Source organism: Desulfitobacterium metallireducens DSM 15288 (assembly GCF_000231405.2).
GTDB lineage: Bacteria > Bacillota > Desulfitobacteriia > Desulfitobacteriales > Desulfitobacteriaceae > Desulfitobacterium_A > Desulfitobacterium_A metallireducens.
The window spans coordinates 1,946,580-1,964,320 of record NZ_CP007032.1 but is presented as its reverse complement, the minus strand read 5'-3'; the positions used below and the strand labels follow the sequence as shown (position 1 = coordinate 1,964,320).

Here is a 17,741-nt window from a genome sequence, read left to right as displayed (position 1 = left end):
TAATTATTACTAATATATCACAAAGAAAAAAGAGGGGCAAAAAAGAGGAGTAATTTTACCCTTGAGGAAGAGTATGGTAGACTAATTCAGATAAGATAGAATATAATCCCATCTAAAGTAGTTTTCTTTATAAGGAAGGAAATCGTATGAGTGTACAAGATGTAATTGTTATCGGTGCAGGTGCAGCGGGTCTAATGGCGGCTGGACAAGCTGCAAGCGCAGGGGCTAAGGTCCTGCTCCTTGAAAAGAAGGAAAAACCAGGTCGCAAAATAGCTATCTCAGGTAAAGGACGCTGCAATTTAACCAATGCTGAAAATGTCTCGGATTTTATTCACAACTATCCCGGAAATGGCCGTTTTCTGAACGGAATCTTACGGGAATTTGATAATGTGAGGTTAAGAGAGTTCTTTTCACACTATGGTGTAGAAAGTAAAGTAGAGCGAGGCGGACGCGTCTTTCCCGTATCCGATGATGCCGAAGCCGTCGTCCATGCGTTGTTGCAATTCATTGATGAAGTAGGTGTGGAATTAAAGACGAATCAGACGGTGGAAGAGATCCTCACTAAGGAGGGGCAAGTCGCAGGGGTTAAGCTTACGAATAATTCGATCATTAAGGCGGAGTCTATCATCGTTTGTACAGGAGGAAGCTCTTATCCCGGAACAGGTTCGACGGGGGATGGCTATCGTTTTGCAAAAGAATTAGGCCATCATCTCATTTCACCACGAGCTTCCTTAGTTCCACTGAAGACAGCAGAAAAGTGGGTTTCAGAGGTCCAGGGATTATCTCTTCGCAATGTTGAAGCTTCGTTATGGTATAGTGGGAAAAAACAGAGAACAGAATTCGGTGAAATGCTCTTTACCCATTTTGGAGTTTCGGGCCCAATTATTCTTACCTTAAGCCGTTGGGCTGGAGAAGCTCTGCAGCAAGGCGAAAAGGTTGAATTACACATTAACTTAAAACCGGCGCTCACTTCTGAACAACTGGATCTTAGATTACAACGGGATTTTCAGAAGTTTAGCAATAAGCAATTTAAGAATGCTCTGGATGAGCTTCTGCCCCAAAGCTTAATTCCCGTGATTATTCAACTATCGCAAATTCCGCCTGATCGCGTGATTCATCAGGTTACCCGCGAGGAACGGAAACATTTAGTTCAAATTTTACAAGGTTTAAAGTTAACTGTTCTAGGGACTCTCCCTATAGCCTCGGCTATTGTTACGGCCGGCGGAGTGGATGTCAAAGAGATTAACCCGAAAACGTTAGCTTCGAAACTTTTCCCGGGTCTTTATTGGGCAGGTGAAGTTGTTGATGTTGATGGAGTAACCGGAGGCTATAATCTACAAGCGGCTTTCGCTATGGGGTATCGAGCCGGACGGGCTGCTGCAGAGTATGTCAGGGCTGGGGTCTGATTTTTAGAATAGGCGCATACAATGTTCTGAGGTGATCATTATGCGTATGCGCCCGTATCGAAGACCAATGCAACCAATACATAAATTAAATTTTGAACGCATGTTAATTCGTTTTATGGTTTTAGCTAGCGTTCTTTTAGTGGTTGCCCAAATTGGGCTCGGGCTAGCCCGAGATCCTGTTGATTTTTATATTGCAATGGCCCAGAAAATAGAAGCTCCCCCAATTGAGGTTTTATCTCAAGTTTCTCCAGAGAACTGGGTCATAACCTTGAAGGCAACACCAGCAGCACCTGTTCGCGTGCTTCAAAATGGGAAGTTACTTGGCACCTTATCTCGAGGCCAATTAGAAATTACTCCTCAATCGGGAACGCTTCAACTTGATGGGACTTCTGTCTCGCAAATCGTCCGCGTACAGATTACTAATCGAGATCCACAGCTGCACGAACCGCGTCTGAATCAAAGCTTTATCGTGGAAAAGAATGTGCAAAACCTTCGTATTTCGCCTTGAAAAATAAGGTACAACAGGCTATAATGCTATCAACATAACCTTGGGTTATGTCCTGTAGGATGGGTACAAATAGGGTATTCTAGTGAATTGGCAAAAGAATAGGAAGGATGGTGGGACGGTGGATGTGAGTCTTAAAGACGCCGCTACACGGGGTCTTTTTCTTCGTTTAAATCGTTTTGAAAGGCAGGATTAAGATGATCGCAGAAAGCAAGAAAATAGCTGAAGCAGCACTCCGAATGGCTATGGCGGAGAGCCGTGAAGAAGAAAGCCACCTTAAAGAATTTTTTGGAAAACAACATATTAAGACTGTCGCTGTCGATTATGGCGGTGAGTATGCTACAGCCACAAGAAAGATCATTGAACGCGCTGTCGTGGCTGCAAAACGGGAAGGTGTAATTCTCGAAACGCATGTTGATGAGGGCGCAGTTGCGGGAGCAGCGCGCGAAGCCTTAAGCCAGATTATGCCTAAGGCTATGGGCCTCAATATCGGAGGAAAAATTGGCATTGCTCGTCGCGATGAACATTTGAGCGTTGCCGTATTTTTTGCTGTGGGATTATTGCATTTAGATGAAGTTGCCGTAGGCCTAGGGCATCGCGCTACACCCAGAGAAAGTTCGGAGTTAAGAAATGGTTAGGGGAATTCGTGGAGCAATAACGGTCGATGAAAATTCAGCAGAACAAATAGATAAAGCGACCCAGGAAATGTTACAGGCTATTATTAAGGAAAATTCTCTCGAAGTCGAGGATATTATTAGTGCCCTCTTTACAGTGACTTTGGATTTGAATGCTGCTTTTCCCGCGGTTACCGCACGCAAGCTCGGATGGAAATGGGTGCCCTTAATGTGTTGTACGGAAATTCCAGTACCGGGAGCGTTGCCTCTATGTATCCGCGTGTTACTCCATGTCAATACTCAAAAATCGCAAGATGAAGTGCGCCATATCTATTTACGTAAAGCGGTTCAATTGCGTCAAGACTTGGAGCAAAATTAGAAAAAATTTGGAGTTCGTAGGATGGTAGGAAGGGGTAGTAAAAATGATTATTGTACTTAAAAAAGGTGTAGAAGAGGTAAAAATTCAAGAAATCACAGAAAGATTAAGCGAAGTAGGTTTCAAGGTTCATCTTTCCCAAGGCGTGGAAAAAACGATCATCGGTGCAGTTGGGGATCGGAGTCGCTTGAAAGGACTTGATCTAGAAGCCTTATCTTGGGTGGAGAAAGTCGTTCCTATTCTTGCTCCGTATAAACTGGTGAGCCGAGAATTTCATCCTACAGATACAATTATCAAAGTCGGAAACCTTGAAATCGGGGGTTCCCAAATTCATATTATGGCGGGACCCTGTAGTGTAGAGAGCCGTTCACAAATTCTGGAGACAGCTCATGCCGTCAGAGAAGCAGGAGCGACCATTTTACGTGGTGGCGCTTTTAAACCAAGAACCTCTCCGTACGCTTTTCAAGGGTTAGAGGAAGAAGGTCTTAAATTTTTAGCAGAAGCTCGAGAAGAAACGGGCTTGGCCGTGACGACCGAAGTTGTTGATGTCCGTGATGTTGAGCTAGTGGCTTACTATACCGATATTTTACAGATCGGGGCCCGAAATATGCAGAACTTTAATCTCCTAAAGGAAGTGGCCAAAACGAATAAGCCGATCCTTCTCAAACGGGGCCCATCGGCTACTTTGGAAGAGTGGATGCTCGCTGCAGAATATATTCTGGACGGTGGAAATGACCAGGTCATGTTCTGTGAACGGGGTATTCGTACGTTCGAAAATTATACTCGCAATACCCTTGATTTGAGCATGGTTCCGGCCCTTCATTCTCTTTCTCATTTACCAGTCATAGTTGACCCGAGTCATGGTACGGGGCGTTGGCAATTGGTTTCGCCAATGGCCAAGGCTGCAATTGCTGCGGGTGCGGATGGCTTGATTGTTGAGGTTCACCCACAACCGGAGAAGGCTCTATCCGATGGAAAGCAATCCTTAACCCTTCCTAATTTCCAAAAAATGATGGCTGAATTGGATAAGATTGCACAGGCTGTAGACCGTCCTTTTGCTGAAGGAGGGGACCGGTAATGGATGATGATTTTTTCTCACCGGGTTGGCGAGGGGAGAGAAGACCTCAGGCATGGGTTATCGGATTGGGTTTAATTGGGGGATCTTGGGCTGCAACGTTGTCCCATTTGGGTTGGAAGGTAACGGCACTCGATACACAACCCGAAAGTTTGCGATGGGCAGAACATCAGAATTGGATCCAAGCCGGTCAAACGGAATGGCCTGAGAAAATAGAGGCAGATCTGGTGATCTTGGCACTGCCAATCCATCTTTTAAACGAAGGATTAGAGCACGTTCTTGAGCGCGTGTGCGAAGGTGCTATCATTACGGATGTCGGGAGTGTCAAAACCGAAGTATGCCAGAGCGATATACAGCGACGTCATGTTTATTTTATCGGCGGACATCCTATGACGGGGTCGGAGAAGTCGGGAGTCCAAGCGGCTCATGCAGAATTGTTTAGGAATTTTCCGTATGTTCTTGTACCCCGCGCCACGAGTCCTCAACCGGTTGTGGACAAGTTAGAAGCACTCCTTCACCAAATCGGAGCTAAGGTTGTGCTGCGTACACCTGAAGAACACGACCGCCAAGTGGCCTTGGTGAGCCATCTTCCGCATCTTTTTGCGGTCGCTTTGACTTTAGCTATTTTAGAAGAATCCCCGAATGAAACCTCCTCTATCGAACTCGCCGGGCGGAGTTTCCGGGAAATGACCCGGATCGCCGATAGTTCCCCGGAGATGTGGCAGGAAATCTTGATTCGAAATGCTTCTGCAGTGCTAGCTTCTTTGGATGTTTGGCAAGGGAAATTGGATGAAATCAGATCCTGGCTCGAGGAAAAAAATGGAGATGAGATTGCTGGCGCATTTCGTAAAGCACATGCAGTGAGACAAGGTTTAGGAGGTTGAGTACTCATGACCGAAGAACAAGGAGTATTTATCCATCCCCAGCGTCAGATCAATGGGGATATCACGGTTCCCGGTGATAAATCCATTTCCCATCGTGCAGCTTTATTTGGGGGGATGGCCAAAGGAAATACTCATATTATGAATTTTCTCCCCGGGCAAGATTGTTTGAGCACGCTGAGCTGTTTAAAGGCGCTGGGGGTAAATTGGGAACGCCGCGAGTCGGAAGTCTGGATTCAGGGGCAAGGACTCGAGAATTGGACAGAACCGCAAGATGTACTCGATGTTGGAAATTCAGGGACAACCTTTCGCCTCATGCTTGGGGTGCTTGCGGGTAGCCCTTTTGCTTCCACTTTTACAGGAGATGAATCGATTCGGAAGCGACCGATGAGGCGAGTGACCGGACCTCTGCTTGAAATGGGTGTAAAAGTTCTTGGTCGTCAGGAGGGGAATTTTGCTCCTTTGACGATACAGGGGGGGGACTTAAAAGGGGGGGTATTTAAAACTCCTGTGGCTTCAGCCCAAGTTAAATCGGCGATCCTTTTAGCGGGTCTTAGGGCGAGTGGAGAAACTTGGGTAATCGAACCTGCGCTTTCCAGAGACCATACCGAGCGTATGCTTCGTGGTTTTGGCGTAGAGGTTTGGAGCGAAGGCACTCAGTCTCGTATTATAGGCGGAAGCAAGTTAACAGCTCAAGATGTGTCAGTGCCTGGAGATATTTCCTCAGCTGCTTTTTTTCTTGTTCTCGGGAGTTTAATGAAAAAAGGCGAATTACTTATTCGTAAAGTTGGAGTTAATCCGACGCGAACAGGGATTCTGGATGTCTTGCTCAAGATGGGGGCTGATATTCAACTTGAAAATTATGCTGAGATCTGCGGGGAGCCAAGAGCAGATTTGCGGGTAAGGCCTTCAGAATTGCATGGAGTCGAAATTCAAGGGGAAATTATCCCTCGCTTAATTGATGAAGTTCCCATTTTAGCAGTAGCCGCTAGCCTTGCTAAGGGAGAAACTGTGATCCGTGATGCGGCAGAACTTCGGGTGAAGGAGTCTGATCGTATTAGTACAGTCGTTGAAGGACTTCAAGCTTTGGGCGCAGACCTTGAAGAACTTCCCGATGGAATGCGAATTACAGGTAAAACCAGATTGCGTGGAGGACGAGCAAAAAGTCATCATGACCATCGGTTAGCTATGTCCTGGACGATTGCAGGACTTCTTTCTGAGGAAGGAGTAAGTCTTGAGGGAATTGAAGCAGCCTTCGTTTCTTTCCCTAGCTTCCTACCCTTAATTGAGCAAGTAACTCATATTTAATAAGTGTAAGTGTCGAGGGGCTGTCGCAAAACAGCCCCTTTTTCGCGCGCACAATAATTATGGACTAATACAAAAGACCCGAAAGCGTAGTTTCTCCCCTTCGAGGATAAGTCGACTAAGCTTTGAGTTTCGTTCCTCAATTCAAAGCTAGTCTCCTATAGCGCATAGAAGTGAACGATTCGCGGAGGGACGTGCAGGTGAACAAAGCTATCGTAGCATAGCGAAGCCAGGGGACTTGGCCACGGAAGGCATGATGTCGCGGGTGCATGGACGCACAGGAGCGACGTACCTTAGCTATTGACTAGAAGAGGTTTGGCGGAGCCGCTACGAAGGCGAAGTGAACCAGTCCCAGAGCGCTAGAGTGAACGGATATGCGCGAAACTACACGACCATAGGTTTTGCGACAGCCCCTTCTATATCTCGTAATACGAAATATTTTAAATTATTTAATTTTTTTAAACAAAAAGAAGGAATTCTTTATTATATGTAGAAATTAGAATAAACAGTGAAGAACAAATTTTCTGTAAATGCGTAAATTGCTGGCCTAACCAGTAGATTGTACACAGGGTATCTATTGGGGAATAGCGAGCAATGCAAGCTTGAGCGAGAGGAGGATATAGAGAAGAGGGTATAGAGAAGAAAAACTATCGTTGCATTTATCCTATTTTATTATGAGCTCGATTTGAACCTAATTCAGCAGAGGAAATTGGAAGGAGAATTTTTAATGGAGAAGTATTTTCAGAACTATAACCCCACTGGAAGTGTTGTTCTATCGACATTCTTCGCAGCACTACCGATTATTGTCCTACTATATTTATTAGCTCTTCATCCGCATAAAGATAAGCATGGTAAACGTCAATTAGGTATTTTTGCTCCGTATGCAGCAATTACTTCAGCGATCGTAGGGATTTTAGTCGCGGTGTTCATGATGAAGATGCCGGTTGCTACCGCTGTAGCTGCGTTTGGTTATGGTGCGGCTAATGGCCTTTTCCCAATTGGTTGGATTGTGTTCGGCGCAATTTTCCTTTATACAATGACCGTTGTTACGGGTTCATTTGAAATTGTTAAAAATTCAGTGGCTTCGATTTCTCCCGACCGCCGTTTACAAGCGTTACTGATTGCTTTCAGCTTTGGGGCGTTCATGGAAGGAGCTTCTGGTTTTGGTACTCCAGTAGCTGTTGCAGGTGCCTTGATGGTAGGGGTCGGTTTCAAACCGATGACTGCTGCAGTAATTTGTTTGATTGCGAATACAGCTCCAGTGGCTTGGGGATCAATTGGTACTCCAATCCTTACACTAGGCGCAGTTTCAGGAATTGATCCTAGCCTTCTCAGTATGCAGGCTGGACGTCAACTGCCCTTCTTCTCTTTAATTGTTCCTTTCTGGTTGGTAGCGACGCTGGTCTTCATGGACAAAGGAACGTGGAAAGATGTCTTTGAAGTATGGCCTGCTACCTTAGTTTCTGGTCTTTCCTTTGCAATTACTCAGCTTACAATGTCGCAATCAGGAAATGTTGAATTGGTTGACATTGGTGCTGGTATCGTAAGTATGGTTGTCACAGCTCTCTTCTTGAAAATTTGGCAACCCAAACATATCATGAGTCATGAAGATGCTCATGAGAATGCTTCAGCTACAGGTTTGGCAAATAACAAATTAGAAATTCCTAAGTATACAGGTTCACAGCTTGCTCAAGCATGGGCTCCGTGGATTATCATGGCGATTGCTGTATTTACCTGGGGTCAATCGGGCTTTAAAAAATTCTTTAATGCTATCTTCGCACCCGTAATCCCAGTTCCGTTTTTACATGGAGTTGTTTATCGCACGGCTCCGATATCCCCTGAGCCGACCATGGAAGCGGCTAAATACACATTCAACTTTTTAACGTTTGCTGGAACAGCAATGATGATCGCAGCCTTCATTGGCGGAATCTTTATCCTTAGAGTTACAGCTAAGCAATGGAAAGAGATCTTTAAGGTTACTTTCTTCCGGATGCGGGTTCCCCTTACCGTGATTTGTACGGTTCTAGGATTAGGTTACACCACTCGTTATGCAGGTACAGATGCTATTATGGGTCTGGCCTTCACTAAGACAGGGGTTGCTTACCCATTCTTTGCTTCAATGCTGGGTTGGTTAGGCGTATTCCTTACAGGTAGTGATACTTCCTCGAATGCTATGTTTGGTAGCTTACAACATATTACAGCTGACCAACTTGGTTTGAACCCTGTGCTTATTGTTACTGCAAACAGCACGGGTGGTGTTATGGGTAAAATGATCGATGCTCAAAGTATTGTTGTTTCAACAGTTGCTTGTTATGATAATCATGAAGATGGGATGGCCGCGGTTGGTCCGATTTTCCGGAAAGTCTTCCCACACAGTCTTGCTTTAGCACTTTTGTTGAGTGCACTGGTCTGGTGCCAAGCCTATGTATGGCCTTGGATGCAAGTCCCATTTGTTAAGTAATATTAAAATTAAATCGAGCTTAAAAGGTTACTCTCTTCACAGAGAGTAACCTTTTTTTATTGGCGGTTTTATTCTGATACAGGATAGCGGACTGCAGCATCAAAGAAAAGAAAATCAGCGGATTGCTCCTTGCGGACCATCCCTACAAGGCCAGGGTCACCTAGTTCTTGCAAATAGTGATGAATAAAGTATTGATAAGCCCGCTCATCCCAAGGATCGGTAAATTCTTGAACTGCGCTCAGATAGGATTCAAGGGGAACTTTAAGATGCCGATGGAAGACTAGCAAGGTTGTTGAAGAAAAATTCTCTTCTTCGACGGAGTCATGAATGTTCATGAGATTGCCTCCCTAAAGTTTAATTTTATGTTAGTATATACTCAGAGTGGTTCGGGCACTCTTGTGACTTGAATTGGAAAGGTGAGAAATATGGAGGACAAAGTGCGCCGCTTAGGGTGGATTGATCTTCTAGCGGGTGTTGTTGGAATCGTCGGTTCCTTTATAATTCTAGGTATTGGAACAGGGTGGATTGCAAGCTGGTGGCCGCATCCAAGAATTCTTCTGTATATGAACGGTTTCCTCACCCAGTTGATGTTTTTTCTCTTGCTTGGGATCTTAGCCCGAGTTCGCCACTGGAACTGGTCAGATTACGGGTGGCACAAAATTGAATTGAGTAAATTCTGGGGGACTATGTTGAAAGTTTATGGCCTAACCTGGATTATCAACATTATGTATAGTATTGTCCTCTTCCAAAAAGGGATTACACCTCCAAGTACAGATGTTTACACCCAGCTTTTGGGGAATGCGACGCCATTAACTTTTATCCTTAATCTTGTCCTCGCCGGGATTTTAGCCCCGATTTTTGAAGAAACCCTTTTCAGAGGTGTAATTTTTGGTGGCTTACAAGCTTATTTTGGTAAATGGACTTCAGCGATCCTCAGCGCGATTTTTTTCTCATCATTGCATCTTCAAGCGTATGGATTTTTTCCTCGTTTCATCCTAGGATTAATGTTAGCCTATTTATTCGATAAATATAAATCCATTTATCCCTCGATCGCTCTGCATTCCTTGAATAACATGATCGCTTTAATGCTCGTCTCAATATCCGGTATAGTCTGATACAAGCTTACATTCGATTGTTTAGGGTTGGGACATTATGGTATAATAATAGGACACTAATATTTTTGCTGAGGTAGGAAACGTGAAGAAACAAATTAAAGTAGCCATTGATGGTCCGGCAGGAGCTGGAAAAAGTACCATCGCCAAAGCAGTAGCTCAGCGTTTGGGAATTTTTTATGTTGATACGGGTGCGATGTATCGTGCCATTGCGTTAAAAACCCTTCGTTCCAGTATTCCTATTGATCGTGAAGAAGAAGTGGGACAGATGGTGCAGAAGACCGAGATTGTGTTAGAACATTCAGAGGCGCGCCGAGTTTTTTGTGATGGAAAAGATGTAACTGTAGCTATTCGCAATCCAGAAGTGTCTCGAGCTGTATCGAAGATTGCCGCTTACCCGATCGTCCGTGAACGCTTGGTTCAGCTTCAACGACAGGAAGCCGAACGGGGCGCGGTTATTATGGATGGACGGGATATAGGAACTGTCGTTTTACCGCAGGCCGATCTCAAGATCTTTTTAACCGCTTCACCTGAGGAAAGAGCCTATCGACGCTGGTTGGAATTGCGCAACTCCGGTAAAGAGCTTTCTCTTGCCGAGGTTCAACACGATATGGAAAACCGGGATAAACAGGACTCTGAGCGTGAAGTTGCTCCACTTGTACCAGCAGAGGATGCGCTTATTCTTGACACGACCGGATTATCGATTGAAAAAATCGTGGATCAGATTATCACTTTAACGGCTCAGCTTTAGGAGGCTTACCATGACTTTATATTCTTTCGCTAGAGGAATGTTTCGCCTTCAGTTTAAAGTGATGGGTTGGAAAATAAGAGGTGTAGAAAATCTACCTTCTGAGGGGCCGGTTATTCTGGCCATTAACCATGTTAGTTTATGGGACCCGATCGTTGCTGCGTGTAGCATCTCACGCCCTGTTGCATTTATGGCCAAAGAGGAATTGTTCAGGGTGCCTTTCTTGGGCCCTATCGTTCGTCGTCTCGGCGCTTTTCCTGTCAAACGGGGGCAAGGGGATACGAGCGCGATTCGGCAATCTTTAAAAGTACTTAAAGAAGGAAGAGTTTTAGGGTTATTTCCGGAAGGTACACGTTCTAAAACGGGTGAACTGCAAAAGGGATTACCTGGTGCAGCTTTGCTTATGGATAAAGGAAAAGCAACGGTTTTACCGATAAGAGTCTCTGGAACAAAGCAACTTTTAACAAAAGGCTGGGGCAAGCTTGAAGTCGTGATGGGTGAGCCTCTAACTTCAGAAAGGATGAAGACTCCAGAGGGAGTCGAGGATCGCAGAGAATGGCTTACAGAACAGATTATGAAAGCTTTAGCTTCCTTGGATGATTAAAATTCCAGGGGTATGTTTTTTTCTTAGAGAGGGTAGTTTATACTATACATGAAGGATTTTCGTTATAGTTGGCGAAAGTATTCGTCATGCCTAAATTAAGGAGGAGCAAAGGTGAAGGTTATTCAGGCAGAAAAAGCCGGTTTTTGCTTTGGTGTCAAACGTGCACTGGAAAGGGCAGAACGTACGGTTCAAAATTCGGCGACAGTATCGTTTGGTCCTTTAATCCATAATCAACAGGTCGTGGATCGCTTGGAAAAGCAAGGGGTGCGTGTTATTGATGCTGTCGAAGAAGCAAAGTCGAGCGAAACCATGATTATCCGTTCACATGGAGTTCCACCGGAAATTTATCAGGCAGCTCTAGAACGAGGAATCGAAGTTGAAGATGCGACTTGCCCCTTTGTTCAGAAGGCGCAGAAGCTCGCAGCAGAAGCTTCTCAAAGGAGTCAAGTTATTGTTGTAGGGGACAAGCATCATCCAGAAGTCCAAGGCATCTTAGGCTGGGCAGGTGGAGATGCTTTCGCGATAGAAACGTTGCAAGAAGCTCAAGAACTCCCCTTTTATCCGCACTTATCCGTTCTCGCTCAGACGACACAACCACATGCCAATTTTCAGAGGATTGTTGACGAGTTGCATCAGCATACTCAAGAATTAACCGTTTACAATACGATTTGCAATGCCACGGAAGAACGACAAACGGTGGCTTGGGAACTGGCGGGAAAAGTCGACGTGATGGTCGTTGTTGGCGGCAGAAATAGTGCGAATACACGAAAGCTCGCTTCCATATGCTCAGAGCAAACTGAAACCCATCTTATTGAAACCGCAGATGAATTAAATGAAAACTGGTTTAAGGGTATACATAAAGCGGGCTTAACCGCAGGTGCCTCGACGCCAGATTGGATAATTGAGGAGGTAAAGAAGAAAATGACAGAAATTGATGAAAAGGATTTAACTGTCCAAAACGAGGAAGAAATGGATCTTAACGACATAGATATGGAGAACTGGGCTGATCATATGACAAAGTTACATCGTGGCGCAGTTGTAACGGGGACGGTTGTGAAGCTTACTCATGACGAAGTTTATGTTGATCTTGGCTGGAAGTCGGAAGGTATTATTTCCTTACAAGAACTTTCGGTTGCACCTGTTTCAAACCCAAGCGAAGTGGTTTCAGTTGGAGATGAGATTAGAGTCGTCGTGTTAAAAGTGGAGAATCAAGAGGGAAATCCGGTGCTCTCCAAACGACGTGCTGCTGAAGAAGAGGCAAGCGAACGACTTGAACAATTAGCTGAGTCTAAAGAAGAACTTCAAGCTAAGGTTACTGAAGTGGTCAAAGGCGGTTTACTTGTGGATGTTGGGATGCGTGGTTTTGTACCTGCTTCGCAAATTCAATTAGGATATGTTGAGGACCTAAAACAGTTTTTGGGACAAACCTTGCGCTTACGGGTCATCGAATTTGATCCCGCTAAACATAAAGTCGTTCTTTCTCAGAAGGTTATTCTTGCTGAAGAACAAGTGAGTAAACGGGCTGAACTTTTCGAAACATTGCAAGAGGGTGACACAGTCACAGGTGTCGTGCGTCGCTTGGCTGATTTTGGGGCATTTGTTGATATCGGGGGTGTCGATGGACTTCTCCATGTATCGGAAATGGCTTATTCCCGAGTCAAACATCCTTCTGAAATTGTTAATGTCGGAGACGAAGTTGAAGTTCAAGTATTAAAGTTAGATAAAGAGCATTCGAAAGTTTCTTTGGGATTAAAGCAACTGAAACCTAGTCCTTGGGATGCTGTTGCTCAAAAGTATGCACTCGGTTCTCTTGTAACCGGTAAGGTCGTTCGTCTCGCTCCTTTTGGCGCATTTGTCCAATTGGAAGATGGAGTCGATGCGTTGGTTCATATTTCACAGCTTTCAGAAAAAAGAGTGGCGAAGGTTGAGGATGTAGTAAAGGTCGGAGATATGGTTCAGGCCAAGGTGATTGAGTGCAAGCCGGAAGAAAAACGGATCAGTCTAAGTATCCGGGAAGCGATCTCTGAGGCGCAAGCTACTCAGGATGAAGAAGTTTTAGCAGCTCAATCGGATATTCCTGCAGTTACAATCGGGGATGTCCTGAAACAGGATTTAGAACAATAAGTTCGAGAAAGTATCGAATGAGGATGACTTCTTGCATTACGCAAGAAGTCGTTTCTTGCACTTCAAAAAATGCATTTCTCGAAAAAGTGAGTGATAGGCGGTGCCAAAGCGACGAAAAGGTGTCCAGGGAAAATACCCTGCGCCTAAACAGGGAATCGATTTTCCTCTTATCTTAGCGACTTTAGCCATCTTGGCTTTTGGTTTAATTATGGTGCTCACTGCGGGATCTGTACGTAGCTTCAACACGACATCGAATCAAAATTCTTTTTTCTATGTTATGCAACAACTTAAATGGGCTATCTTAGGTGGGGGAGTTGCATTTTTAATGGCCAAATTACCCTATAGAATTTGGCGCCGCTTTTCGGGAATTGTAATTGTCCTCAGTGTTGTGTTGTTAGTCGCTGTACTATTTACGAGTGCAGGACAAGTGGCTAAGGGGTCGGCAAGGTGGCTTAAGATGGGGCCTGTAAACGTACAGCCCTCAGAAATAGCGAAATTGGCAGTCATTCTCTTTTTAGCCCATGTCTTAGACCGTTTTCCTGTTAAAAAATTACGCGACTTTGTCATTCCAGGTGCGTTCATCATCCTGATTTTAGGACTGGTCTATAAGCAGCCTGATCTAGGGACGACTATGGTTATAGCCATCACTGTGTTTGCGATGCTCTGGCAGACTCAGCTCCCAACGCGCTGGTTTTTGATTGCGATACCCAGTGTATCGATTCCACTTTTCTATTTAATTCGTCATACAGAGTATCAATGGAATCGAATTTTGGCTTGGATGGATCCGTGGAAATACGCGAGTGATTTAGGTTACCAAATAACCAATGCCCAGATTGCTTTTGGTTCCGGTGGAATCTTTGGGGTAGGGTTAGGACATAGTTTGCAAAAATATGGTTTTCTCCCAGAAACGTACACGGATATGATCTTTGCAGTGATTGGGGAGGAACTTGGACTTATCGGGACTCTTTTTTTGATCGGTTTGTTCGTTGTATTATATGCTCGTGGTTTTTATATCGCCCGCCAATGCGAGGACCGTTTTGGACGATTATTGGCCTTTGGAGTTACGACTTCACTCGCTGTTCAAACGGGAATGAACTTAGCTGTGGTAACAGGGGTTATGCCGGTTACCGGAGTGACTTTACCCCTTGTTTCCTACGGGGGAAGCTCTTTAGTGATTACCTTAGCAGAGATTGGAATTTTGATGAATATTTCATGTTATGCACGTCTCAATACAGATTTGAAGGGCATAATAGGGGAAGTCAAGTCGATAAGTCAGTAGGGGGTGAGCAGACTTGATTTTCCCTCTGGGTGAGTATTTTATCTTCGTTTTAGGGGTATATACCTTATGGTTAGAAAGAGCTCGATTCTCGAGACGATTCTGGGGAGGCTTGTGGATTGCCTGGTTTACCGGATTCCTCCTGGAAGGTCTTTTTCCTTGGAAGGGCGCTTATCACTGGCATTTTTCACGGGTGTTGGTCATGATATTCTTTGCCGGAGTAGCCTTGAAGAACACAAACGGACGCAAATTCTTACCTGCTTTAGTAACAGCCTTTGCTTTGGTTGCTCAGAATTTGTTTGCAGTGAATGAACCGGGTATTGTTAAAGGAGATCAATGGTTTTTTGGGGCAATTGTCGTGTTCGTAGCCTTGATCACGAGCCGGGATTTCTGGGGGATGGGGTTGGCTTTGATTGGAGGAATCCTGCTGGATTTAGGAATATCCGTTTTCTTATTTCAGGGTATTGTACGACATTATGATTTGCCTGATCCTTTCTTTTGGAATTTGAGTGTGATTTTTTTATCTACTGTCGCTTGCGCACGCACGTTAAGGAAGAAAAGGAACGATGTATTAATAGAAATGAGTGAGAAGGAATGAAGACTGTGCCCAAAGGCTTAGTCGTGGCTGACGTTCAACCGGGAAGTATTGCTGAGGAAATGGAGATTGTTCCCGGGGATCGGATCTTAGCCGTCAACGAACAAGAGCTTAAAGATATTATAGACTTTCAGTATCTTACGGCCGATGAGGAATTCACGCTTTTGGTCGAGAAAGAAGAGGGTGAAGTCTGGGAACTCGAGATTGAGCGTGATTTAGACGAAGAACTCGGTCTCGAAGTACAAGCGGTGAGCGCTGAAGGTTTGAAGCTCTGCAAAAATAATTGCCTTTTCTGTTTTGTTGCTCAAATGCCGGAAGGAATGAGAGCAAGCTTATATGATAAGGATGATGATTATCGTCTTTCTTTGACCCAGGGAAGTTTTATTACCCTTTCTAATTTAAGTGATACGGAATTTGACCGGATTCTGCATATGCATTTAAGCCCGCTTTATATATCTGTCCATGCTTGGAGTCCTGAGGAACGCGTTCGCTTGATGAAAAACCCGAAGGCAGGAGACTTAGCGATACAATTTGCTAAATTAGCCGCAGCAGGGATTACGATTCATGCGCAAATTGTTCTGGTTCCGGGGTATAATGATGGTAGAGTTCTCGAGGAAACGGTGAGTGAGTTGGCAAAGCTCTATCCTGCAGTCCAATCCATCGCGGTGGTGCCGGTCGGGCTGACTCGATATCGGCAAGGACTCCCTGACTTACGGGGCTTTACAAAGGAAGAGTCTCAACATATTCTTGAGCAAGGAGAACGCTGGCAGGCCGAATATTTTCAAGCAACTGGCCGGCGCTTGGTGTATTTTTCAGATGAATTTTATGCACAAGCTGGATTCGATTTTCCAGGTGTCGAAGTCTATGATGATTTTCCCCAATTGGAAAATGGAGTAGGCATGGCGAGTAAGTTTCTCGCGGAGGTTGAAGATAAACTTCGCTTACTGCCTCAAGCCATACCTGAGAGAACAGTGCATATTTTAACAGGGACTTCAGCTACCCCGTTCTTTCAACGAATCCTTCATCGGTTTGATGAATACACAGGCCTAAACCTAAATTTGCATACGCTTGAAAATCGTTTTTTTGGCACGTCAGTAACAGTTGCTGGATTGCTGACCGCTCAGGATATTGCAGAGCAGTTGCCAGATCTTAACGGCGAGATTTTCTTAATTCCCAGCGTAATGCTTAAATCAGATGAAGATATTTTCTTAGATAATCAAAGTGTGACTTGGCTAGCTGAAAAGGTCCATGGAGTGCCCCTAATTGTGGAAAACCATGGCGCTGCTTTTATTGAGGCAGTAACTGGCTTAGTTTTGGAGGGAGAAACCATTGAGTAAACCCGTTGTAGCAATTGTAGGTCGTCCAAATGTGGGAAAGTCCACTTTATTTAACCGGTTAGCAGGGGGATTAGTGGCTATTGTCGAAGACCGTCCAGGAGTGACGCGAGACCGCCTATACCGTGATTCTGAATGGTTGGGACGAAAGTTTACCATTATTGATACCGGTGGGATAGAATTTAGAAACGAGCAGACGTCAATCCCTACTCAGATGAGAAAACAGGCCGAGATTGCGATTGAAGAGGCCGATGTCATTGTTTTAGTGGTTGATGCCCAGCTTGAGCTTACTCCTGATGATGAAATGATCGCGCAAACATTGCGTCGATCCCGTAAACCCGTGGTCGTGGCTGCGAATAAGATCGAGAGCTTTGCCAATGCTGAGCTATCTGAATTATACAGATTAGGCTTGGGAGAACCGATTCCGATCTCAGCGGTTCATGGGATGAATATTGGGGATTTGCTCGATGAAGTCCTTACTCATTTTCCTTCTCAAGAGGAAGAAGAGTATGATCCAGACATTATCAAGATCGCCGCGATTGGCCGCCCGAATGTCGGAAAGTCTTCTTTAGTTAACTCCTTATTAGGGGAAGAACGCGTTATTGTGAGTAACGTTCCAGGAACAACCCGGGATGCGATTGATACCGCTTTCGAACATGAAGGCAAGCATTATATTTTAATTGACACCGCAGGGATGCGACGCAAGGGTAGAATCGATGAACTTACAGAACGCTATAGTGTCTCTCGCTCCTTGCGGGCAGTGGACCGCTGTGATGTTGTTTTGATGTTGATCGAAGCCACTGAGGGAGTTACTGAGCAAGATAAGAAAATTGCCGGTTACGCACATGAAGCAGGAAAGGGAATCATTCTTGTCGTCAATAAATGGGACCTCGTAGATAAAGACGATAAAACGATGAATCGCTTTGAAAACGAAATTCGTGAAGAGTTAGGTTTTATGCGCTACGCGCCCACGCTTTTTATCTCGGCCAAGACAGGTCAGCGGGTCAATCGTTTGCTCGAACTGGTCGATTTCGTGGCTGAACAAAATTCAACTCGGATTGCAACAGCAACGCTCAATACCTTGGTCCGAGAATGGGTTCATCTCAATCCACCCGCGACAGATAAAGGTAAACGCCTCAAAATTCTGTATATGACCCAGGTTGGGGTTAAACCCCCGACATTTGTCTGCTTTGTTAATGATGCTGATTTGATGCATTTTTCCTATAAGCGTTATCTTGAAAATCAAATCCGTAAAAGCTTTGGTTTCGAGGGCTCACCGATTCACCTCGTAATTCGCCAGAAAGATGAAGAGAAGGAGTAAGATC

17 protein-coding genes are annotated in these 17,741 nt (G+C 44.8%); 16 read left to right on the top strand and 1 reads right to left on the bottom strand.

Going from position 1 to position 17,741, the window contains the following annotated elements; translation table 11 throughout:
• Positions 1–146: 146 nt before the first annotated feature.
• The 8 genes from DESME_RS09405 (at position 147) to DESME_RS09370 (ending at position 8,623) form a co-directional block, all read left to right on the top strand.
• On the top strand, positions 147–1,406 hold the full coding sequence (locus tag DESME_RS09405; protein WP_006716180.1) for a BaiN/RdsA family NAD(P)/FAD-dependent oxidoreductase: 1,260 nt from the start codon (positions 147–149) through the stop codon (positions 1,404–1,406).
• Between the two features lie 67 nt (positions 1,407–1,473).
• Positions 1,474–1,914, top strand: a complete 441-nt coding sequence (locus DESME_RS09400; RefSeq protein ID WP_041484204.1) for a hypothetical protein — start codon at positions 1,474–1,476, stop codon at positions 1,912–1,914.
• 194 nt (positions 1,915–2,108) lie between these two features.
• Positions 2,109–2,549: a HutP family protein gene (locus DESME_RS09395; protein WP_006716182.1), complete on the top strand. Its 441-nt coding sequence runs from the start codon at positions 2,109–2,111 to the stop codon at positions 2,547–2,549.
• Positions 2,542–2,904: a chorismate mutase gene (gene aroH / locus DESME_RS09390; RefSeq protein ID WP_006716183.1), complete on the top strand. Its 363-nt coding sequence runs from the start codon at positions 2,542–2,544 to the stop codon at positions 2,902–2,904. Before DESME_RS09395 ends, aroH begins: the two co-directional genes overlap by 8 nt.
• A 43-nt stretch (positions 2,905–2,947) precedes the next feature.
• On the top strand, positions 2,948–3,979 hold the full coding sequence (gene aroF / locus DESME_RS09385; protein WP_006716184.1) for a 3-deoxy-7-phosphoheptulonate synthase: 1,032 nt from the start codon (positions 2,948–2,950) through the stop codon (positions 3,977–3,979).
• A complete protein-coding gene (locus tag DESME_RS09380) occupies positions 3,979–4,860 on the top strand; it encodes a prephenate dehydrogenase (protein ID WP_006716185.1) in 882 nt (293 codons plus the stop codon). The genes aroF and DESME_RS09380 overlap by 1 nt, the downstream gene beginning before the upstream one ends.
• A gap of 6 nt (positions 4,861–4,866) precedes the next feature.
• Positions 4,867–6,165: a 3-phosphoshikimate 1-carboxyvinyltransferase gene (gene aroA / locus DESME_RS09375; RefSeq protein WP_006716186.1), complete on the top strand. Its 1,299-nt coding sequence runs from the start codon at positions 4,867–4,869 to the stop codon at positions 6,163–6,165.
• A 724-nt stretch (positions 6,166–6,889) separates the two neighbouring features.
• Positions 6,890–8,623, top strand: a complete 1,734-nt coding sequence (locus tag DESME_RS09370; RefSeq protein WP_006716187.1) for an L-lactate permease — start codon at positions 6,890–6,892, stop codon at positions 8,621–8,623.
• A 68-nt stretch (positions 8,624–8,691) separates the two neighbouring features.
• Here the strand turns inward: DESME_RS09370 and DESME_RS09365 are convergent, their stop codons facing one another.
• Entirely contained in the window at positions 8,692–8,958 is a 267-nt protein-coding gene (locus DESME_RS09365; RefSeq protein WP_006716188.1) for a hypothetical protein, read from the bottom strand.
• 90 nt (positions 8,959–9,048) lie between these two features.
• Between DESME_RS09365 and DESME_RS09360 the strand changes: the two genes are divergently transcribed.
• The 8 genes from DESME_RS09360 (at position 9,049) to der (ending at position 17,737) form a co-directional block, all read left to right on the top strand.
• Complete coding sequence (locus DESME_RS09360) at positions 9,049–9,738, top strand: CPBP family intramembrane glutamic endopeptidase (protein WP_051413981.1); 690 nt, start codon at positions 9,049–9,051, stop codon at positions 9,736–9,738.
• An 82-nt stretch (positions 9,739–9,820) separates the two neighbouring features.
• A complete protein-coding gene (gene cmk, locus DESME_RS09355) occupies positions 9,821–10,486 on the top strand; it encodes a (d)CMP kinase (protein ID WP_006716190.1) in 666 nt (221 codons plus the stop codon).
• A gap of 10 nt (positions 10,487–10,496) precedes the next feature.
• Complete coding sequence (locus tag DESME_RS09350; RefSeq protein ID WP_006716191.1) at positions 10,497–11,087, top strand: lysophospholipid acyltransferase family protein; 591 nt, start codon at positions 10,497–10,499, stop codon at positions 11,085–11,087.
• A gap of 111 nt (positions 11,088–11,198) precedes the next feature.
• The gene (locus DESME_RS09345) at positions 11,199–13,211 is read left to right on the top strand and encodes a bifunctional 4-hydroxy-3-methylbut-2-enyl diphosphate reductase/30S ribosomal protein S1 (protein ID WP_006716192.1); all 2,013 of its coding nucleotides are present in this window, start codon (positions 11,199–11,201) and stop codon (positions 13,209–13,211) included.
• Positions 13,212–13,311: 100 nt separating this feature from the next.
• Positions 13,312–14,490 carry a putative lipid II flippase FtsW gene (ftsW, locus tag DESME_RS09340; protein WP_006716193.1) on the top strand — a complete coding sequence of 393 codons (1,179 nt, stop codon included), beginning with the start codon at positions 13,312–13,314 and terminating at the stop codon, positions 14,488–14,490.
• Positions 14,491–14,503: 13 nt separating this feature from the next.
• The gene (locus DESME_RS09335) at positions 14,504–15,085 is read left to right on the top strand and encodes a hypothetical protein (protein ID WP_006716194.1); all 582 of its coding nucleotides are present in this window, start codon (positions 14,504–14,506) and stop codon (positions 15,083–15,085) included.
• Positions 15,082–16,419 carry a radical SAM protein gene (locus DESME_RS09330; protein WP_041483974.1) on the top strand — a complete coding sequence of 446 codons (1,338 nt, stop codon included), beginning with the start codon at positions 15,082–15,084 and terminating at the stop codon, positions 16,417–16,419. The genes DESME_RS09335 and DESME_RS09330 overlap by 4 nt, the downstream gene beginning before the upstream one ends.
• Positions 16,412–17,737 (top strand): ribosome biogenesis GTPase Der, encoded by a 1,326-nt coding sequence (gene der / locus DESME_RS09325; RefSeq protein WP_006716196.1) that lies wholly within the window; start codon positions 16,412–16,414, stop codon positions 17,735–17,737. Before DESME_RS09330 ends, der begins: the two co-directional genes overlap by 8 nt.
• Positions 17,738–17,741: the final 4 nt, after the last annotated feature.

Coding starts and splice junctions, on each gene's coding strand:
- DESME_RS09405 (WP_006716180.1), top strand. CDS start 147: ATGAGTGTACAAGATGTAATTGTTATCGGTGCAGGTGCAGCGGGTCTA.
- DESME_RS09400 (WP_041484204.1), top strand. CDS start 1,474: ATGCAACCAATACATAAATTAAATTTTGAACGCATGTTAATTCGTTTT.
- DESME_RS09395 (WP_006716182.1), top strand. CDS start 2,109: ATGATCGCAGAAAGCAAGAAAATAGCTGAAGCAGCACTCCGAATGGCT.
- aroH (WP_006716183.1), top strand. CDS start 2,542: ATGGTTAGGGGAATTCGTGGAGCAATAACGGTCGATGAAAATTCAGCA.
- aroF (WP_006716184.1), top strand. CDS start 2,948: ATGATTATTGTACTTAAAAAAGGTGTAGAAGAGGTAAAAATTCAAGAA.
- DESME_RS09380 (WP_006716185.1), top strand. CDS start 3,979: ATGGATGATGATTTTTTCTCACCGGGTTGGCGAGGGGAGAGAAGACCT.
- aroA (WP_006716186.1), top strand. CDS start 4,867: ATGACCGAAGAACAAGGAGTATTTATCCATCCCCAGCGTCAGATCAAT.
- DESME_RS09370 (WP_006716187.1), top strand. CDS start 6,890: ATGGAGAAGTATTTTCAGAACTATAACCCCACTGGAAGTGTTGTTCTA.
- DESME_RS09365 (WP_006716188.1), bottom strand. CDS start 8,958: ATGAACATTCATGACTCCGTCGAAGAAGAGAATTTTTCTTCAACAACC.
- DESME_RS09360 (WP_051413981.1), top strand. CDS start 9,049: ATGGAGGACAAAGTGCGCCGCTTAGGGTGGATTGATCTTCTAGCGGGT.
- DESME_RS09350 (WP_006716191.1), top strand. CDS start 10,497: ATGACTTTATATTCTTTCGCTAGAGGAATGTTTCGCCTTCAGTTTAAA.
- DESME_RS09330 (WP_041483974.1), top strand. CDS start 15,082: ATGAAGACTGTGCCCAAAGGCTTAGTCGTGGCTGACGTTCAACCGGGA.